The organism is Polyangium jinanense (assembly GCF_028435365.1).
On sequence record NZ_JAGTJJ010000025.1, the window covers coordinates 127,749 to 144,888 of the forward strand.

The following is a 17,140-nucleotide window of genomic DNA, read 5'->3' on the forward strand; positions in this document are numbered from 1 at the left end:
GCCGCCGCGGGGGTGGCTTGCGCGCGCGTGTGCTCACCGAGGGGTCCGCCGATGCTTCGTCGCGTCTTCGCCTGGTGCTTGCCGCTGATCTTTGTCGTCTTGTGCGTGCCGACGCTCGCCCGCGCGGAGATCCCCGTTTGTGTCAGGCTTCCGGAGCACCCGAAGATGGACCGGTTTGCCCTGTCGGGAAGCGCGACCGTCATCACGAAAGACTGGGCGGTCTTCACGGCCAAGACGAATGGCCTCACGGTCTTCGTCTACGACCCTTATGCGCCGCCTGGAAACGTTCGATTTTTACCGCCTCCGTACAACAAGCTGACCTGCCCCGCGCCGCCGCCGCGCCCGAAGCCTGCACCGGCGAAAGACGCGCCCAAGGACACGGCCAAGGAGAGCAAGGCGGGAGCTGCCACGTCCGCCGAGGCCTCGGAGCCGCAGAAGCCGCCGTCGGCGAAGGACGAACAGGTGGAGGTCGTACCGCCGGGCGTGAAGAAGATGCCGGAGCGTCCGCCGGAGAAGCCGAGACCGTCGCCGCCTCCGCCTGAGGGCGTGCTGTCGAACGAGCCGCTCTTGCCGTCGACGTCGACCTTGCCGAAGAAGGACGAGGTGCACCCGCCGAAGTGCGTGGACGAGCATTGCACGCTCGTGGATCGGGGCGGCGCGCTGCCGGAGCGCGTGTTTCGACCGGGGGCGCCGGTCTCCAGTGTGGCGTCTTGCGAGCAGACGAAGGACGGGTGCCAAGGCAAAGGGAACGGCAAGGGCAAGCCGAAGACGCGGCTCGAAGAGATCGCGCTGGAGCTCGCGATCGCGTCTGCCATCGCGAACGGCGAGATGAACGCCGACCTTTCGCGGAAGGACGGCAAGCAATTCGGCGTCATCGGGGGGTCGAACGAGGACGGCGTCGACAACCCCATCGTCCAGGCGGCGGTGGCCACCGCGGCGATCGCCTCGGGCGTGCTCCTCGGGCAGGCCGACAAGTTCGCCAAGAAGCTGGAGGAGGCGTGTGCGAAGAAGGTACCGCTCATCCTCCAGGGGACCGAGGAGATGTCGAAGGAGACGGCCGAGTTCCTGGCCAAGCGGTACGGGGCGGACATCGCGCATGCGCTGGAGCAGAACGGTGCGATTGGCGCGTACGAGGTGATGAAGAAGTTCACCGACAACCTCGGTGGATCGTACCAGGCGCATCACATTCTGGAGAAGGCCATGGCGGGTGAGTTGGGGCTGAAGAACTTCGACAAGTTGCCTGCGGTGATCTTGACAGAGGCGCACCACAAGAAGATCACTAGATTCCTCAATGCGAACAGACCGAAAAGCTTGAGCCCAGACGCCCTCTGGCAACTCTACGAAGACGCATACAAGGACTTTCCGCAGTGGCTAAATGCCATCAAGCCATATTTCGGAAAGTAATGGATTCGAGGCACGATATGTGGACAGAGGCACGGATTGTCATCATCAACCATCGCATCCCGGGGGGACCGCAAACGGTCCTCGCCCCTGCTGGATGTGGCCCCGATGTGGCAGTCCCCGATGAAGATGCGTTCTCCACGGTCATCACCCTGAACGAGAGGGACGAGCGCCTGCCGCTGCTCCTGAACCTGCTCAAGGAGCGCGGAATCACCTGGCTCGAGCGACGCCGCGATCGCTTCACGGACGCAGAGCTCGAAGAGGCGCGCCTCCTGGTCGCTTGGTATTTTTTCCCGAACGGCAGGATCTTCGCAGGGCCACGGATGGGCACGACCTACGACATGTCCGACGCGTGCCAGCGCTGCGGCGCCGGGGCCCGGCAAACGTCCGCCATGATCATCGAGGCCGAGAACCTCAACGTCCTCGAGGGACAGCGCGCGGTCGCGACCTGCTACGAAGACCTGCTCGTCGACGAGACGTTGGCCGGCGCGCTCGCGCAGAGCGGCGCGACCGGGATCTCGTTCCGGGGCGTCTTCGCGGCGTTCGAGAAGCGGGGCCATTTCCAGCTCCCGTGGCGGCAGCTCTGCGGGACGCACACGTTGCCGCCGATGTCGCCCCGATCGACGGGGGTCGCGCCCTACAAGCCCTGCCCGTGCGGGCGGAGTAGCTTCCACACATTCGAAGAGGTCCCTCCGCGCTTCGCCTACCGCGCGTCGGACGTCGCCAATATCCGCGACGTGAACATGACCTGGGAATGGTTCGGCGAGGTGAACTTCAACGGCGACGTGAGCGACGCCCTCTTCCCGTATCCCTTTTTCCTCGTCACCCCCAAGGTCTGGCGCATCTTCCGCGACGCAGGCGTGACCGGGTTCGATTGGCTCCCGATCCGGGTGGAAGAGGACTAAGCCGACGTCATCATCTCGCCCCTCCGCGCACCGCTACACGTGCTCGATCCACTGGCGAACGACGTTCACGAAGGCCGCCCGTTTCGCCTTGATGTCCTTCGCATCGCGGAACTTCACGGACGCCCGATCCTTGCCGAGCCATTCGAGCAGCGACGCCGGGTCGTCGATGGCAAAGCCGGGGGCCTCTCGCTTCTTCGCGCCGAGGTGCAGGATGACCTGCACGCCGTCCTTCGCGCGCAAATGGAACGTCGCGAAAAACTCCGACGTGCGGAAGCTCGGCGCGTTCCACTTGATCCCTTCGCCGATACGGGCGTCGGCGCCGAGGATCGCCTTGCGAATCTCGCGGATCTCCTTCTCGAAGGGATGACCGAGCGACGCGAGGAACGCCTCCACGTCCTCGGGCGCGGGCGCAGACCGTTTCGTCGTCTTTTTGCTGGTGGCTTTCGTGGTCACGGTGCGCTCCTCGTCACAGCTCGATGGCCTTCCCACCGGCCGCCGTCCAGGCGTCACGGGCGCGGATTCGATCGCGGTAGGCGGTCACGGCAGGAAATGCCTCCGGCGTATCGAGACGCGTGCCGCGGAGGAGGTTCACCATCACGCCGACGCTGCAATCGGCGAGCGTGAAATCGCCGAGCAGATAGTCGCGGGACGTGAGGTGCGTCTCCAGCACGCCGAGGGCCCGGCCGACGTCGGTGGCGACCTGCCCCACGAGCTCCGGCCCGGCGGCGGGCCCGGTGCGCCCGGTCTTCGGGGTGATGACGTCGGCCCACCAGATGCGCCCCGCGTATCCGAAATTCGCGGCGTCGAAGAAGAGCCATTGCAGCGCCTCGGCCCGCGCGGCCGGGCTCTTCGGCCAGAGCGCGGCTCCGTACGTATCGCCGAGGTAGGCCACGATCGCGTCGGATTCACGGAGCACGAGCGCCCCGTCTTCGAGGACCGGGATCTTGCCGTGCGGGTTCTTGCCGAGGAACGCGGCGTCTCGCTGATCGCCGCGGAGGATGTTCACCTCGACGGCCTCGTACGGAAGGCCGAGCTCGGCGAGCGCGAACCGCACTTTGAGGGCGTTGGAAGACGGAGGAAAGGTGTGGAGGCGGAGCATCGAGGCGGAAGTTACCACAAACCGCGGCTGCCGTAATACGGTTCCGGCTTCGGCTTCTCCCAGCGCAAAGGCCCCCTCCACAGCTCGTTTTTCTCCGGGAGTTTGTCCTCCGACGTGTGCGGCACGCCGAGCCCCCATCCGTCCGTCGTCAGGATCATCGCGTAAAAGAGGGACATTCTGCCGACGACACCACGCTCGAGGTCGAAGAGCTCGGGGCCCGAATAGGCAAACCGCTCGACCTGGTCGAAGTGCACGTTGTGCTCGTAAGGACGAAGGACGGAATGAACGCCGAGGCTCCTATCACGCAGCACGAGTTTCTTCTCTGCAGACGCGTACAGCGCATACCTGTCGTAGGCCGAGAGCGCGCGTGCTCCCTCGGGGAAGGGGTGGAGCACGCCGTGGTGTTCCATGTCGACGAGCACGTCCGGCGGGTCCGCTCCGCCCTCCTCGGGGGTCACGGACCGGAGCAACACCACGCTCCCCGTCCCCACCTTTTTCGTATAAAAGCGCGGATCCTGGACGTACACGCCGAGCGGCAAATGGGAATCCTCGCCGTGGAGCTCGACCCGCGTCCGCTCCGGCTCATTGCGGAAGCTCACGGCGCCGTTCCGGCACGCCACGAGCGCGAGCTTGCGTCCGTGATCCAGGTAAAACAGCTCTCCGTCACACGCCGCAGAGACGAACGGCCGCGCGATTCCCTCCGCCGACACCAGAAACAGCGCGGCCGGGCTCTTTTCCGGCGCCTCCTCCCGGACGATCCATCGATCCCCGAGCGCAGCCTCGATACGCGGCACGCGCGTCATCCGCCCCGTCGCGAGCGAGACGATCCGCGTCACCAGGGTATCGGTTTTCCCTGGATGAACACTGTACGACCCGCTCGTGCGGCAGCGGCGATGGCCGAGCGAGGTCTTGGGAATCGGCCAGCCGAGGATCCCGTCGCCATTCGTATCGGCGACGACGGCATGCATCACGATCGAGCTACCGTCGCCCGGGCGACGTCGAAGACGGCGGTCCGGTGCGGTTCGAAGGGGTCGTTATCGTCGGTCACGTCGGCGCGCGGCAAGACGGTCTCGGTCCGCGCCTCGACGTCGACGATCACGAGCTTGCCGTCGCGAATCACGGCGACGTGGGACCCCGCATGCGCCACGTACCGGTCGATCCGCTGCCCCGGGCCCGATCCGAAAATCAGATAGGGGTCGACGTCGTCGCCGAACGTCGCGCCGTGCATACCCCGGTGCGCCTCGACCCGGCCATCACCATTCGTGTCCTCGCGCGGCTGGCAAAGGATCACCCACCGGCCCGCGGGATCATGCGCCTCGAGCAAGAAAGGATGCGCGGTGCCGACGTCCCCCTCGCGGCCCGCCGGCGCCTGCAATGGGGTCTCCGGGCCTTCGGCAGGCGCCCTGACGAGCGTGATCCAGCCCGCCGGCGCGAGGCCCTCCACGCGCGTTTCGCCGCACCGCGTGCTGCACGCGGCGAGAAAGAGCGGGAGGAGCCACGGGAGTCCTGGCCTTCGCACGGGGCCATCGCTCGCGTTGCTTCCGTCTTCCCGCCCGCCTTGCGCTCGCGTATCGTTTCGCACGCTGTCCCATGGAAAACCTAGAGCTTCGTTTCGCAGCGAAGGACATCAACCTCTCCGTGCGGAGCTTTTCGGTCGTCGAGGAGATGTCGACGCTCTTCGACGTCTCGCTCGTCGCGCGATCTGCGGACGAGGACATCGACCTCGACGCCCTCGTCGGTAACGGCGCGGGATTCAAGGTCGCGGGCGGCCTCGCATGGACCGGCGTCGTGCAGTATGCCGAGCAGATCGAGGTCGAGCCCGACGGGCTCTCGACGTACTTCCTGCGAATCGTGCCGGCGCTCTGGCGCACCTCGCAGCGCCGCAACCAGCGCATTTTCCAGCACATCTCGATCCCCGACATCACGAAGAAGCTTCTTGCGGACTGGGAGATCGAGCCCGTGCTCGAGCTCGACGCGGGCACGTTCCCGAAGCTCGAGTACCGCGTGCAGTACGGCGAGACCGACTTCGCGTTCCTCTCGCGTCTGCTCGAAGAAGCGGGCATCAGCTACCATTTCCGTCCGCCGGATCCGGGCAGCGAGACGCCCAGCAAGCTCGTCCTCGTCACCGATCCCACGGTGCGCGAAGCCGGCGCGCCGCTGCTCTACGTGAACAACCTCGAGCACGCGAAGTCACGCGACGCGATCACGCACGTAAAGGTTTCGCATCAGGTGCGGCAGGGCCGCATGACGCTGCGCGATCACGATTTCCGCCGGCGGCCCGACTTCCAGCTCATCGCCGAGGCGAAGTCGACGTTCGACCAAGAAGATCGATACGAGAGCTACAGCTACGTCCCCGGCGCGTTCGTCGTGGATCCGGGGCGTGTCGACGAGCGCGAGGCCAAGTCGCTCGCGGCGCGCAGGCTCGACGGCACACGGCAAGGCCGCCGCAAGGTCCTTTTCCAGACGACCGCGCTCGGTCTCTCGCCCGGCGACGTGTTCTGTATGGAAGGGCATCCGCGGGGCGACCTCGCCCAGGAGAAACGCCTGCTCCTCGTGCAACGCACGCTCGAAGGGACGAGCGAGGGCGACTGGTCGAGCACGGGCACGGCGGTGTTCGCCGACGATCCGTACCGGCCCGTTCCGGTCACGCCGAAGCCGCGCATGGGCGGCTTGCAGAGCGCGGTCGTCGTCGGTCCGCCCGGCGAGGAGATCCACGTCGACGAGTACGGCCGCGTGCGCGTGCAGTTCCACTGGGATCGCGAGGGCAAGTATACCGACGAGAGCTCGTGCTGGATGCGCGTGAGCCAGGTGTGGGCCGGGCGCGGATATGGAAACGTCGCGATCCCGCGCGTCGGGCAGGAGGTCCTCGTCGATTTCCTCGAGGGCGATCCCGACCAGCCGATCATCGTCGGCCGCGTCTTCAACGGCACCTCGCCGCACCCGTACAAGCTGCCCGATCACAAGACGAAGACCTCGTGGAAGAGCGACAGCTCGCCCGGATCCGGCGGCTTCAACGAGATCACCTTCGAGGACGCCAAGGGGCGCGAGAAGGTGTTCATGCACGCGCAGAAGGACCGCGAGGAGGTCGTCCGGGAGAAACACACGCTCCAGGTCGGCACGGATCTCGACGTGCAGGTCGGCGAACGCGAGAGCCGGAAAATCGGCGCGGATCAGACGCTGCACGTCGTCGGGAGCCGCACGACGCGTATCGAGCAGAGTGACGTGCTCGTCGTCGGCGGCGAGTGCCACATCCAGGTCGGCGAGACGGGCGCATCGCTCTCGAACGATCGGGTCGTGCTCTCGACGGGCAAGGCCTCGCTCACGCTCGCGGGCGGCGACATCTTCCTCGACGCGAGCGGCAGCATCAAGGTGAGCGCCGGCGGGCTCGCGGGGATCGCGGGGCGCGAGGTGCACATCGACGGCGCGCCGAACGTCCTGCTCAACACCGCGGGCGCGAGCTCGCCCGTGCCGATGTCCCTCGGCGCGGCCGAGATCAACCTCGCCGATCTCTCGTTCCCCGAGGCCGTGAACAACGCGGCGAAGGCGCTCCAGGCGAAGGTCTTTAGCGAGATCCCGGGCGGCTTCGACGAACAGGCCGTCGAAGGAGCGCTCCGGCGCTTGCTCGAAGAGCCACCCGCTTCGCTCGCGGACGCGCCGGGGTATTTGATGATGCCCGAGGCCGTCAACGAGCAGCTCCAGGCGGCGATCGACAAGGTCCTCAATGTGCCGGGCGTGATCGTGGACGACATCCTCGATCGCGTGGCGCTCGAACAGAAAAAACTCCAGGAGCGCATCGATCAGATCCGCGCGCGGGCCGGCGAGATCGCGGGCGACGTGCAGGAGAAGATCCGCGGCGCGGTCGAGGATCTGCGCGCGCGGGCCGAAGCCGCGAAGCAGATGGCCATCGCGAAGTTCGAGGAGGTCCGTGCCAAGCTCGAAGCCGCAAAGGCGCAGGTGCAGGCCAAGATCCAGGAGCTCCGCGGCAAGCTCGAAGAGGCCAAGGCGCGCGCCGTGGCGATCGTCGAGGAGTTCAAGGGCAAGCTCGAAGCGGCAAAGGCGGCCGTGCTCGGCAAGGTCGCCGAGGTGAAGGAAAAGTTCACCGAGGCGAAGGCGCGGGTGCAGGCCAAGATCGACGAGATCAAGGGCCGCATCGAGGCCGTCAAAGAGCAGGCGAAGGCCAAGATCGACGAGATCAAGGGCCGCATCAACGACCTCAAGGAGCAGGCCAAGGCCAAGGTGCAGGAGATCAAGGAGCGCGTGATCGCGCTCAAGGATCAGGCCGTCGAGCGCTTCCAGGAGATGAAGAAGCAGGCGGGCGAGATCATCGAGATGGCCAAGACGCAGGTCGAGGCCGCGAAGGCTCGCGTGCAGGAGCTCAAGGCGCGGATCGAGGGCGCCAAGGAAGAGGTCAAGCAGAAGGTCCAGGAGTGGAAGGGCAAGGTCGAGGAGTGGAAGGCCCAAGCCAAGGCCAAGGTCGAGGAGATCAAGGGCCAGGCGAAGGCCGTCGTCGATGAAGTGAAGGGCCAGATCGAGAGCGCGAAGGAGACGGTCAAGCAGACCATCGCGGACGCGAAGGAGATGGTCGCCGACATCAAGGCCATCCCGAAGGAGTTCGTCGCCGAGACGAAGGCCGCGTGGAACGACATCAAGACCGACGCGAAGGAGACCTGGAACCAGACCAAGGCCGACGCCAAGCAGACCTGGGAAGAGGCCAAGGAGGCCTGGAAGCAGACCAAGGTCGAGGCGAAGGAGACCTGGAACCAGACGAAGGACGAGTTCAAGCAGGCGGGCCAGGAGGCGAAGGACGCCTGGAAGGACATCAAGGGCGACGCGAAGGACGCGTGGGGCGACATCAAGAACGACGGCGAGGACTTCTGGGGCGACCTCAAGGGCCAGGGCAAGGACGCCGCCGACGGCACGAAGGACGCGCTCGGCGCGGCCCAGGGAGAGGGCCAGGGCGCGCTCGGCGACGCGAAGAGCGCGCTGCAAAATGCGTTCGGCGGGAACGGCTCGAATGCGCTTTCCGGCCCGCAAATCAACCTCGGCCAGGGCCCGACGCCGGACGGCGGATCCCTCGGGCAGATCGTCTCGCGCGGCGGTGGTTTCACGGGCGACGACGTCGCCTCGGCGCTGAACGGTGGTTCGAACGGCGCGACGATCCTGCAGAGCCCCGGCGAGGGACAGCTCTTCGTGATGAAGACGCAGGGCGCGGTGCCGGTCTCGGGCGCCGAGCTCGAGGCGAACCTCGTCGAGGCGCAGATGAACGGGTTTTCATCGAGCGACGCGTTCATTCACACCCTCACGAAGAAGGGATACGTGGTCTACGAGCGGCCCTGGGGCGAGCTCGCCGAGGCCTTCGTGAAGCGCGCCGCGGTCATTTGAGGAGAACAAAAAGCGAATGTCGCGATACGAGAGCCGAGACGTCTCCTTCGACGTACCCCGCCACTGGGAGGACCGGACGATGGTGGCGTTCGCCGCTACCCCGCGGCCCGGACAATCCACGGCGCCGAACGTGGTCATGACGCGCGACGTGCTCTCCCCCGAGGAGACACTCGTGTCCTACGCGGACAAGCAGCTCGCCGAGCTCGGCAAGCGCCTCGAAGGGTTCGAGCTCAAGGATCGGAAGGAGCGCACGCTCGGCGGGCAGCCGGGGATCGAGCTGCATTTCACGTGGCGCGCGCAGTCGGGCGAGCTCGAGCAGAGGCTCGCGATGGCGCTCGGCCGGCGGCGCACGGTCTTTTGCTTCAATGCGACCGCGGCCAGGGTCGACGCGGATCAGATGAACCCGCTCTTCGATCGGATCCTGTCCACGGTGCGTTTCCCCCGCCCGGGGGAGGAGACGTGAGGGCGTAAATGACGACGGGTCATCTCGCGGCGAAGGTCGGTTCGAGGCTCGCGCACGCGGCGATGCCGCTCGTCACGCCGAGCCAGGCGATGGTCGCGGCGATGCTCGGCAGCGAGGTCGTGGGCCCGGCGGGGCTCGGCGGCGCGGGCGCGGCGAGCCTCGGGGCGGGCATCGGAGCTGCGCCCGCCGGGACGATGATCTCGATCGTGGACATGGTCCCGATCCTCACGACGGGCGTCGTGGCCACGGGCGCAGAGGACGTGATGCTCGGGCCGGGGCAGATGGCCGTGCTCGCCCCTTCCCTGCCCCAGCCGTGCGGGCCGCACGTGGCGCAGCCGATCGTGGCGGGGAGCCCGAGCGTGCTCGTGCACGGCAAGCAGCTCGTGCGGGTCGGCGACAAGACGAGCTGCGGGGCCACGGTCTGCGACGGGGTGAAGACCGTCGTCGTGGGCGGCGCGGCCGCGGCGGCGAAGCCGGTCTCGCTTTCCGATCTCGCGGGCTCGCTCGGCGCTGTCGTGCTCGGCGCGGTGCTCACGAAGACGGGCGCGATCGAGCGGATGAACGAGCTCGGCGCGGCGCTCGTCGAGGGCGCGGAAAAGGTCTCGGCGGCGGCCGACAAGGTCACGGGCGCGGTGTCGAAGACGCTCGATAAGGCGCAGTCGAAGGTCGACAAGGCGCTCGACAAAGCGCAGGGCAAGGCGAACGCGGCGCTCGACAAGGTCGATACGAAGGTCAACGCGGCCATCGACAAGGTGACGGGCGCGATCGACAAGACCCTCGACAAGGCCGAGGCAAAGTACGAAAAGGCGCTCGATAAGACGGCCGGCGCGGTCACGGGCACGATCGACAAGGCCACGGCTACCGTGACGGGCACGATCGACAAGGCCACGGGCGCGGTCGACAAGACGCTCGGAAAGGCCCTCGGCGCCGCGGAGAAGGCGGCCGACAAGGCGGGCGCGGCGGTGGACAAGGTCGCGGGCGCGGCGGGCGCGGCGCTCGGCAAGGTCGGCGATCTCGTGGGCTCCGTGGGCGGCGCGCTCGAATCGATCCTCGGCGGCGCGCTCCTCTTCGGCGGCGGAAAATAGGCGCGTCTTCCGTGGCCGAAAGGACCGATGTCGCTCGTCCCAGCAAAAAAAGCAGAGCGCGCCGCGTGATGGCCATCGTCCTCGGGGCGATCGTCGTCGTGTACCTCGTGATCTGCTGGTTCGTGTACACGGCCCAGCGCCGCATCGTCTTCCCCGCGCCCACGGTGGGTCGCACACCCGCCGGAAACGTTGAGCTCCTACGGATCGAGGGCGGGACGCTCATGCTGTTCCGGCCGCCTCCGGCGCGTGGCCCCGTGGTCGTGTATTTTCACGGAAACGGCGAGCAGATCGCCGACAGCGCGTGGCTCGCGGATCTCTTCACCCGCGCGGGCGCGGGGTTCGCGGCGATCGAGTATCCGGGCTACGGGCTCGCGCGCGGCCTCGGCGAGCCGAGCGAGAAAGCGCTCTTCGACGCGGCCGAGCGCGGGATCGGGCACCTCGTCGAGCACCGGGGGATCCTGCGGAACGAGGTCGTGCTCGCGGGACAATCGCTCGGCACGGGCGTGGCGATGGAGATGGCCGCGCGAGGCCACGGTGTGCGCGTCCTGCTCCTTTGCCCCTTCACGTCGCTCGCCGACGTGGGCGCGCGAATCTTCCCGTTCTTGCCGGTGCGACTCCTCTTGCAGGATCGATTCGACTCCGCCGCGCGGGCCTCGAACGTGAACGTGCCCGTCCTCGTCGTGCATGGCACCGACGACGAGCTCATCCCCGTGGATCACGGCCAAAAGCTCGCCGCGCGCCTCCCGCGCGGCCGGTTCCTGAGCGTCGCGGGCGCGCACCACAACGATCTCTGGCTCTTCGACGAGGTCGAAGCGGAGGCCGTTCCGTTCGTGCTCGGAAAACACGACGACGCGCCCTGAGCGCGCCTTTCAATCGTCGTCCGGTTCGACCGTGAGTCGGAGCGGCATCCCGTACTCACGCGCGTGCTCCTGGACGAGCTTCGCCTTCGTCTCGGCGACGTCTTTCGTGTAGACGCCGGCCACGCCGCGGCCCGTGCTGTGCACGACGAGCATGAAGCTCAGCGCCGACGTCTCATCCATGTGGAAGAAGCGGACGAGCACGTCGACCACGAACCATTTCGTCGTGTAGTTGTCGTTGTGGAAGACGACCTGCCAGCGCTTCGCCTTCTCGACCTTGCGCTTTTGCTCGGTGGCGAGGTCGGAATCCGTGTCGTCGCTCCGTCGCTTCGGGTCGTTCGCCATGCCGAGCGGGGATCTTATCCGCGCGCCCGCCCTCCACAAGCCTCGCCGCGCCGCATGCGCTAGGCTCGGGCGTGGCCTCGTCGCTCTCCGCGTCTTCCAGCCCCGAAGCGAACGACCTCGCCCCCGCCTCGCGCCTCGCTCGTCTGCTCGACGGCCGCCGCGTCGTCGCGCTTGCCGGCGCGGGCATGAGCACGGAGTCGGGCATTCCCGATTATCGAGGCCCCGAGACCGCGCGCCGCGCCCGCAATCCCATGCAAGCGCAACAGTTCCTGCACGAGCCCGCCTCGCGGGCGCGCTACTGGGCGCGCAGCATGAACGGCTGGCCGAGGATCGCCGCGGCCCGGCCGAACCCGGCGCACGCCGCGCTCGCCGCGCTCGAACGGGCGGGCCGACTCGCGGGCACGATCACGCAAAACGTCGACGGGCTGCATCAGGCCGCGGGCAGCGAGCGCGTGGTCGAGCTGCACGGCGCGCTCGCCCGCGTTCGTTGTCTCGGCTGCGGGACGATCGAGCCGCGCGCCGCTTTGCAGGAGCGCCTCATCGCGGAAAACCCTTCGTTCTACAGGTGGGGCACGGCCCTCGCGCCCGACGGCGACGCCGACCTCGATCACGACGCCTTCACCGATTTCCACGTCCCCGTTTGTCTCGGCTGTGGCGGCACGCTCAAGCCCGACGTCGTCTTTTTTGGCGAGAACGTGCCGGCGCGCGTCACGGAGGCCGCGTGGGCGCTCTTCGACGAGGCCGAGGCGCTGCTCGTCGTGGGTTCGTCGCTCACGGTGTTCTCGGGGTATCGGTTCGTGCGCCGCGCGAGCGAACGGGGTGTGCCCGTGGCCATCGTGAACCTCGGCCCGACGCGCGGCGACGAACACGCTGCCATTCGCGTGGACGCACGCCTCGGCGAGCTCTTGCCGCACCTCGCGGCGACGCTCGGCGCGTGAGGTCCCGCGCGTCGGGTCTCCCTGGTAACGCCAAGAACCAGCCCCGGTAAATCGAGTGACCAAACCGCCTTGATTCCAGACAGCCTTCATGCATCATGGAAGGTTGGCACTGGAGGCGCTCACTCATGGCTTATGGTTCCGGACCGGCGAGAACCCCGTTATCCTGGGGGTTGCTCCCCCTTTACGTGGTGCCTTTTTTCTTTCTGCTTCTGGCCTGCAGCCAGGGTTCTGAAGATCTTCCTCCGCGCGACTCGGACCCGTCGATGGGCGGCGACAATGGCGTGGGGGGCACGGGGGAAGGCGGTTCCGGGGGCGAAGGCGGATCGGGCGGCGCGCCGGCGCTTTGCCAGGAGGGCCAGAAGAAGGCGTGCACCGTGGTGCTCGGCGAGCACAATGGCGTGAAATCGTGCTTCAAGGGCGTCAACGTCTGCACGAATGGCAAATGGGGGCCGTGTCAGGAGGACAAATCTTCCCTCGCCCCGGGCAGCGCTCCCAGTGAAAAACCCGCCCCTCCGGGCAGCAGCGTCCTCGCCGATTGCGCGAACAACCCCTGTGATCCCTCGTGCCAGGTCTTCGACGAGGATCCGCCCGGCGGGCTGAAGCCGTTCGCGCAGACGCCCATTTTCTCCTGGCAGACGGGTGATCTCGGCAATTATCCGCCGGACCTCGTCGCGCAGGGCGTGGGCCAGCCTTGTGACGAGGGCGTCGATTGCCAGTTCAATCAATACTGCTCGGCGCCGGTGTTCGGCACGTGCAACCACAACAAGTGCGCCGTCGGCGATCCGCTTGGGTATGGCTGCGATCCCTGCGTGGACGAGATCTGCGCCATCGACCCGACGTGCTGCGAGACGTCGTACGGCGGGACGTGCGCCCACGATTACTGCGAGGCCGGCGCGAAGCTCACGGACGGCTGCGATCCGTGCGTCAGCGCGATCTGCGACGTCGATCCCAAGTGTTGCGGCCTGCCGACGTGGGGCACGTGCAGCCACGACTATTGCAAGACGGGCGGCTCGCTCACGACGGCGTGTGATCCGTGCGCGGCGACCGTCTGCGCCGACGATCCGAAATGCTGCAACCTGGGCACGACCGGCACGTGCTCGCACGGGTATTGCTCGGCGGGCACCGCGCTCGTCCCGGGCTGCCATTCGTGCGTGGCCGACATCTGCGCCGCCGAGCCGAAGTGTTGCGACTTCACGCCCGGCACGGTCGCCTGCGCGCACGACTACTGCATCACGGGCTCGAAGCTCAATACGGCCTGTGATCCGTGCGTCGCCGCGGTGTGCGCCGCGCAGCCGAGCTGCTGCAGCGGAAGCTGGACGTCGGCCTGCGTGAACCTCGTCGCGTCGGTTTGCCAGCAGAACGACAAGTGCCCTTCGCCGAAATGGACCTCGTCCTGCGTCGACAAGGTCACGACCGTCTGCGGCAACTCGTGCACCGCGGGCTGGGCGCAGCGGTGCGTCGACAAGGTCCCTGCCTTGTGCGGCAAATCCTGCGATCCGGCGAGCTGGACCGCGGACTGCGTGGACAAGGTCGGCAGCGTGTGCGGCAAATCGTGCGGGCCGTTCGCGTGGGACTCGGCCTGCGTGGGCATGGTCGACACCGTCTGCGGCGCGAAGTGTCATCAAGATCCGCCTTGCTCCCACAACAAGTGCGACTCGGGCGGGAAGCTCGATCCAGCGTGCGATTCGTGCGTCGCCACGATCTGCCAGGAGCTGCCCGATTGCTGCAACGTCGCCTGGACGAACCTCTGCGTCGACCGTGTGAAGACGCTGTGCGGCCAGGGTTGTCCGGTCAAGGGTGACTGCGTGCCGTGGTTGCCCGGCCAAACCGATCCGGAGTGCGCCGGCTACGACCTGTCGATCGGCGTCCCCTGCAGCGGGTCGGTGCCGGTGTGCAACCACGGAAACACCGCGGTCCCGGCGGGCGTGAAGCTCATCCATTACGCCGCGGGCTCCGGCCAGTTTGGCCAATGCAACCCGAACCAGGCGCTCGCCGGCATCCAGAGCTGCACGACGCCGAGCGCCATCCCGCCCGGGAAATGCATCAACGTCCCGGCCGCGAGCTGCGGCCTGGGCGCCTCGAAGCGCGAGATCATGGTGAACCCGCCGAGCTACGGCGGCTACACGCAGCTCGACGAATGCCAGTGCCTCGACAACTGGGCGTCGTTCGCGCCGAACGTCGCCTGCGGCGCGCCGAGCTGCTCGAATACGACGACCGCGACGGTCAAGCGCGTGAACATGTTTGTCGCCCTCGACCGCTCGGGCTCGATGACCACGGACATCGGCGGCGGCGAGACGCGCTGGTCGGCGACCGTGAAGGCGCTGAAGAAATTCTTCCAGGACCCCGGCTCCGCCGGCCTCGGCGTCGCGCTCCGGTTCTGGCCCGACAACGCGCCGGTCTCGGGCTGCAACGATACGACCTGCAGCGCCACGGCCTGCCGGTCGCCGCTCGTCGACGTCGGCATTCTGACGCTGCAATCGGCGCCGGCCGACGCCCAGGAGAAGAAGCTCGTCGACGCCCTGAACGCGAAATCGCCGAACGGCAACACGCCCATGTACCCCGCGCTCTCGGGCGCGACGCAATGGGCCGTCAATTACAAGAACGCGAACCCGAACGAGGACGCCATCGTGGTCTTCGCGACCGACGGCGATCCGGTCGGCTGCAACGAGGACGAGACGGCGATCTCCGACCTCGCGGCCAATGCGTTCTCGACGAAGGGGGTCAAGACGTACGCGATCGGCATCCAGGGCGCGAACCAGACGTTCATGAACCTGATCGCGTCGAAGGGCGGCACGAAAAAAGGCTTTTTCGTCGCGCCGGGCGGGAACGTCGAGAACGAGCTGCTCTCGGCGCTGATCCAGATCAAGGGTGATACGCTCTCCTGCGATTTCGTGGTCCCGAGCGGCGGCGTTTACGATCCGAGCGCCGCGAAGGTCACCTTCCAGCCGACCTCGGGCGCGCCGGTGGTCCTCGGCAATGTCGCCTCCGGGGCGGCCTGCGGGGCGGGCTGGTATTACGACGACCCGGCAAACCCGGCACAGCTCAAGCTCTGCCCCTCGACCTGCCAGACGGTCTTGAACGACGCGGGCACCAAGCTCTCCGTCGATCTCGGCTGCCCCGGCGGATACGATCCCGCGACGTACACGTACAAATACGAGGCAGAGTGCCCGCAGGGAACCAAGGTGCAATGGGGCTTCCTCGCGTACGACACGCTCACGGCCGCCGATACGAACGTCGTCTGGAAGGCGCGCACGGCGAACGCGGAGCCGGCCCTCGCTGCCGCGATGTACAAGGCCCTCGCGACCGCGAAGGCCTCGCCCGACACGCAGGTTTGTCCGATGGGCGGTCCGGCGCCGTGCCCGATCTCCCTCTACGACAAACTGGGCCAGGCCGACGCGCGGCAGAGCCACCTCGAGCTCTCGATCACCTTGAATCCCGCGTCGAACAAGAGCGCGGCGGCCATCGTGAAGAGCTGGGACCTCAGCTACTCCTGCCTGGACTCCGAATGAAACGAACGATTCTCGTGCTTGGTCTTTTCGTGACGGCCCTCGCCGCGTGCGGCGAGGGCGCGGGCCTCCCGCCGCGCAGCAATGCAGCTTCGAGCGGCACGTCCGGCGCGGGCCCGGGGGGCGCGGGCGGGCAAGGCGGAGCGGGCGGCATCGGCGGCGCCGGCGGTGTCGGTGGCGCGGGTGGACAAGGCGGCGCGGGTGGCAAACCCGCGCCCGTCTGCGGCGATGACGCGCTCGATCCCGACGAGGAATGCGACGACGGGAACGGCGACGCCGGTGACGGTTGCTCGCCGGAATGCACCGTGGAGCTCGGTGAAATCGAGCCGAACGACACGCCCGGCCAGGCGAGCCCCTACAAGGACCCCTTCCCGGCGAAAATAAATCCTGAAGGCGACGTCGATTTCGTCTCCTTCACGGTCGCGGCCGCGAATACGAGCGTGATCGCGCGTATCCTCGACGTCGGCGATGGCGGCTGTGCCACGGGCGCGATCGACACGGTCCTCGAAATCCGCGCGGCAGACGGGACCACCATCCTCGCGAGCGACGACGACGCCGGGGAAGGAGCCTGCTCGCGCGCGGTCCTGCCGAGCCTCACGCCCGGGGCTTATCTCGCGCGCATCGTGGCCTCGGCGTCCGCGTCGAGCCCCACGTTCGTGTATCGATTGCGCATCGACCAGGTCGTCGACGTCTGCGGCGACGGGCAGAAGACGCCCGCCGAGGCCTGCGACGACGGCAATACGGCGCCGGGCGACGGGTGCAGCCCGACCTGCTCGATCGAGATCACGGAGACCGAGCCCAACGGCACCGCCGCGACGGCCGACGCCTTTTTGGAGCCGTGGAACGGGGTGCTCACGCCGCTCGGCGATGTCGACGTGGTGTCCGTGGTCCTGAGCGCGCCCGCGGCGAGCCTGACGGCGACCACGACCGATCAAGGCACGAATGCCTGCGCCGCGAAGACGCTCGACACGATCGTCGACATCCTCGCGCCCAACGGCACGACCGTGCTCGCCACGGGCGACGACATCGTGGGCAACTGCGGATCCGCGCTTGCGATGAACCTCGCGGCGGGCACGTATTTCGTGCGCATGCGCGGCGGCTCCCTCGCCAAAAACCCGAGCCCGTACGGCCTTCAGATCGTCATCCAGTAGGTTTTCCT

14 protein-coding genes are annotated in these 17,140 nt (G+C 67.5%); 9 read left to right on the forward strand and 5 right to left on the reverse strand.

Annotated elements, in window-relative coordinates:
* Positions 1 to 51: 51 nt before the first annotated feature.
* Entirely contained in the window at positions 52 to 1,404 is a 1,353-nt protein-coding gene (locus KEG57_RS31570) for a hypothetical protein (protein ID WP_272459133.1), read from the forward strand.
* Between the two features lie 107 nt (positions 1,405 to 1,511).
* Positions 1,512 to 2,306 carry a hypothetical protein gene (locus tag KEG57_RS31575; RefSeq protein ID WP_272459134.1) on the forward strand — a complete coding sequence of 265 codons (795 nt, stop codon included), beginning with the start codon at positions 1,512 to 1,514 and terminating at the stop codon, positions 2,304 to 2,306.
* Between the two features lie 33 nt (positions 2,307 to 2,339).
* On the opposite strand, the gene KEG57_RS31580 is transcribed toward KEG57_RS31575, so the two are convergent.
* From KEG57_RS31580 to KEG57_RS31595, 4 genes are read right to left on the reverse strand one after another with little or no spacing between them, the layout of a single operon-like run.
* Positions 2,340 to 2,759, reverse strand: a complete 420-nt coding sequence (locus tag KEG57_RS31580; RefSeq protein WP_272459135.1) for a DUF1801 domain-containing protein — start codon at positions 2,757 to 2,759, stop codon at positions 2,340 to 2,342.
* A gap of 13 nt (positions 2,760 to 2,772) precedes the next feature.
* Positions 2,773 to 3,405, reverse strand: a complete 633-nt coding sequence (locus KEG57_RS31585; protein ID WP_272459136.1) for a glutathione S-transferase family protein — start codon at positions 3,403 to 3,405, stop codon at positions 2,773 to 2,775.
* Between the two features lie 11 nt (positions 3,406 to 3,416).
* A complete protein-coding gene (locus tag KEG57_RS31590; RefSeq protein ID WP_272459137.1) occupies positions 3,417 to 4,373 on the reverse strand; it encodes a hypothetical protein in 957 nt (318 codons plus the stop codon).
* Complete coding sequence (locus tag KEG57_RS31595) at positions 4,373 to 4,987, reverse strand: hypothetical protein (protein ID WP_272422730.1); 615 nt, start codon at positions 4,985 to 4,987, stop codon at positions 4,373 to 4,375. Before KEG57_RS31595 ends, KEG57_RS31590 begins: the two co-directional genes overlap by 1 nt.
* Positions 4,988 to 4,995: 8 nt before the next feature.
* On the opposite strand from KEG57_RS31595, the gene KEG57_RS31600 reads away from it, so the two are divergent.
* The 4 genes from KEG57_RS31600 to KEG57_RS31615 all read left to right on the forward strand — a co-directional run bounded on the left by KEG57_RS31600 (position 4,996) and on the right by KEG57_RS31615 (position 11,195).
* Complete coding sequence (locus tag KEG57_RS31600; RefSeq protein WP_272459138.1) at positions 4,996 to 8,787, forward strand: type VI secretion system Vgr family protein; 3,792 nt, start codon at positions 4,996 to 4,998, stop codon at positions 8,785 to 8,787.
* Between the two features lie 16 nt (positions 8,788 to 8,803).
* Complete coding sequence (locus tag KEG57_RS31605; protein ID WP_272422728.1) at positions 8,804 to 9,250, forward strand: DcrB-related protein; 447 nt, start codon at positions 8,804 to 8,806, stop codon at positions 9,248 to 9,250.
* A gap of 8 nt (positions 9,251 to 9,258) precedes the next feature.
* A complete protein-coding gene (locus KEG57_RS31610; RefSeq protein WP_272459139.1) occupies positions 9,259 to 10,335 on the forward strand; it encodes a PAAR domain-containing protein in 1,077 nt (358 codons plus the stop codon).
* Between the two features lie 68 nt (positions 10,336 to 10,403).
* A complete protein-coding gene (locus tag KEG57_RS31615; RefSeq protein WP_372518196.1) occupies positions 10,404 to 11,195 on the forward strand; it encodes an alpha/beta hydrolase in 792 nt (263 codons plus the stop codon).
* Between the two features lie 9 nt (positions 11,196 to 11,204).
* Here KEG57_RS31615 and KEG57_RS31620 read toward each other — a convergent pair whose 3' ends face one another.
* Positions 11,205 to 11,537 (reverse strand): ATP-dependent Clp protease adaptor ClpS, encoded by a 333-nt coding sequence (locus KEG57_RS31620; protein ID WP_272422725.1) that lies wholly within the window; start codon positions 11,535 to 11,537, stop codon positions 11,205 to 11,207.
* A gap of 71 nt (positions 11,538 to 11,608) precedes the next feature.
* On the opposite strand from KEG57_RS31620, the gene KEG57_RS31625 reads away from it, so the two are divergent.
* The 3 genes from KEG57_RS31625 to KEG57_RS31635 all read left to right on the forward strand — a co-directional run bounded on the left by KEG57_RS31625 (position 11,609) and on the right by KEG57_RS31635 (position 17,132).
* Positions 11,609 to 12,475 (forward strand): NAD-dependent protein deacetylase, encoded by an 867-nt coding sequence (locus tag KEG57_RS31625; protein ID WP_308215651.1) that lies wholly within the window; start codon positions 11,609 to 11,611, stop codon positions 12,473 to 12,475.
* Positions 12,476 to 12,663: 188 nt separating this feature from the next.
* The gene (locus tag KEG57_RS31630) at positions 12,664 to 15,984 is read left to right on the forward strand and encodes a vWA domain-containing protein (RefSeq protein ID WP_272459140.1); all 3,321 of its coding nucleotides are present in this window, start codon (positions 12,664 to 12,666) and stop codon (positions 15,982 to 15,984) included.
* A complete protein-coding gene (locus tag KEG57_RS31635) occupies positions 15,981 to 17,132 on the forward strand; it encodes a myxococcus cysteine-rich repeat containing protein (protein ID WP_272422723.1) in 1,152 nt (383 codons plus the stop codon). The genes KEG57_RS31630 and KEG57_RS31635 overlap by 4 nt, the downstream gene beginning before the upstream one ends.
* The last annotated feature ends 8 nt before the right edge of the window (positions 17,133 to 17,140 follow it).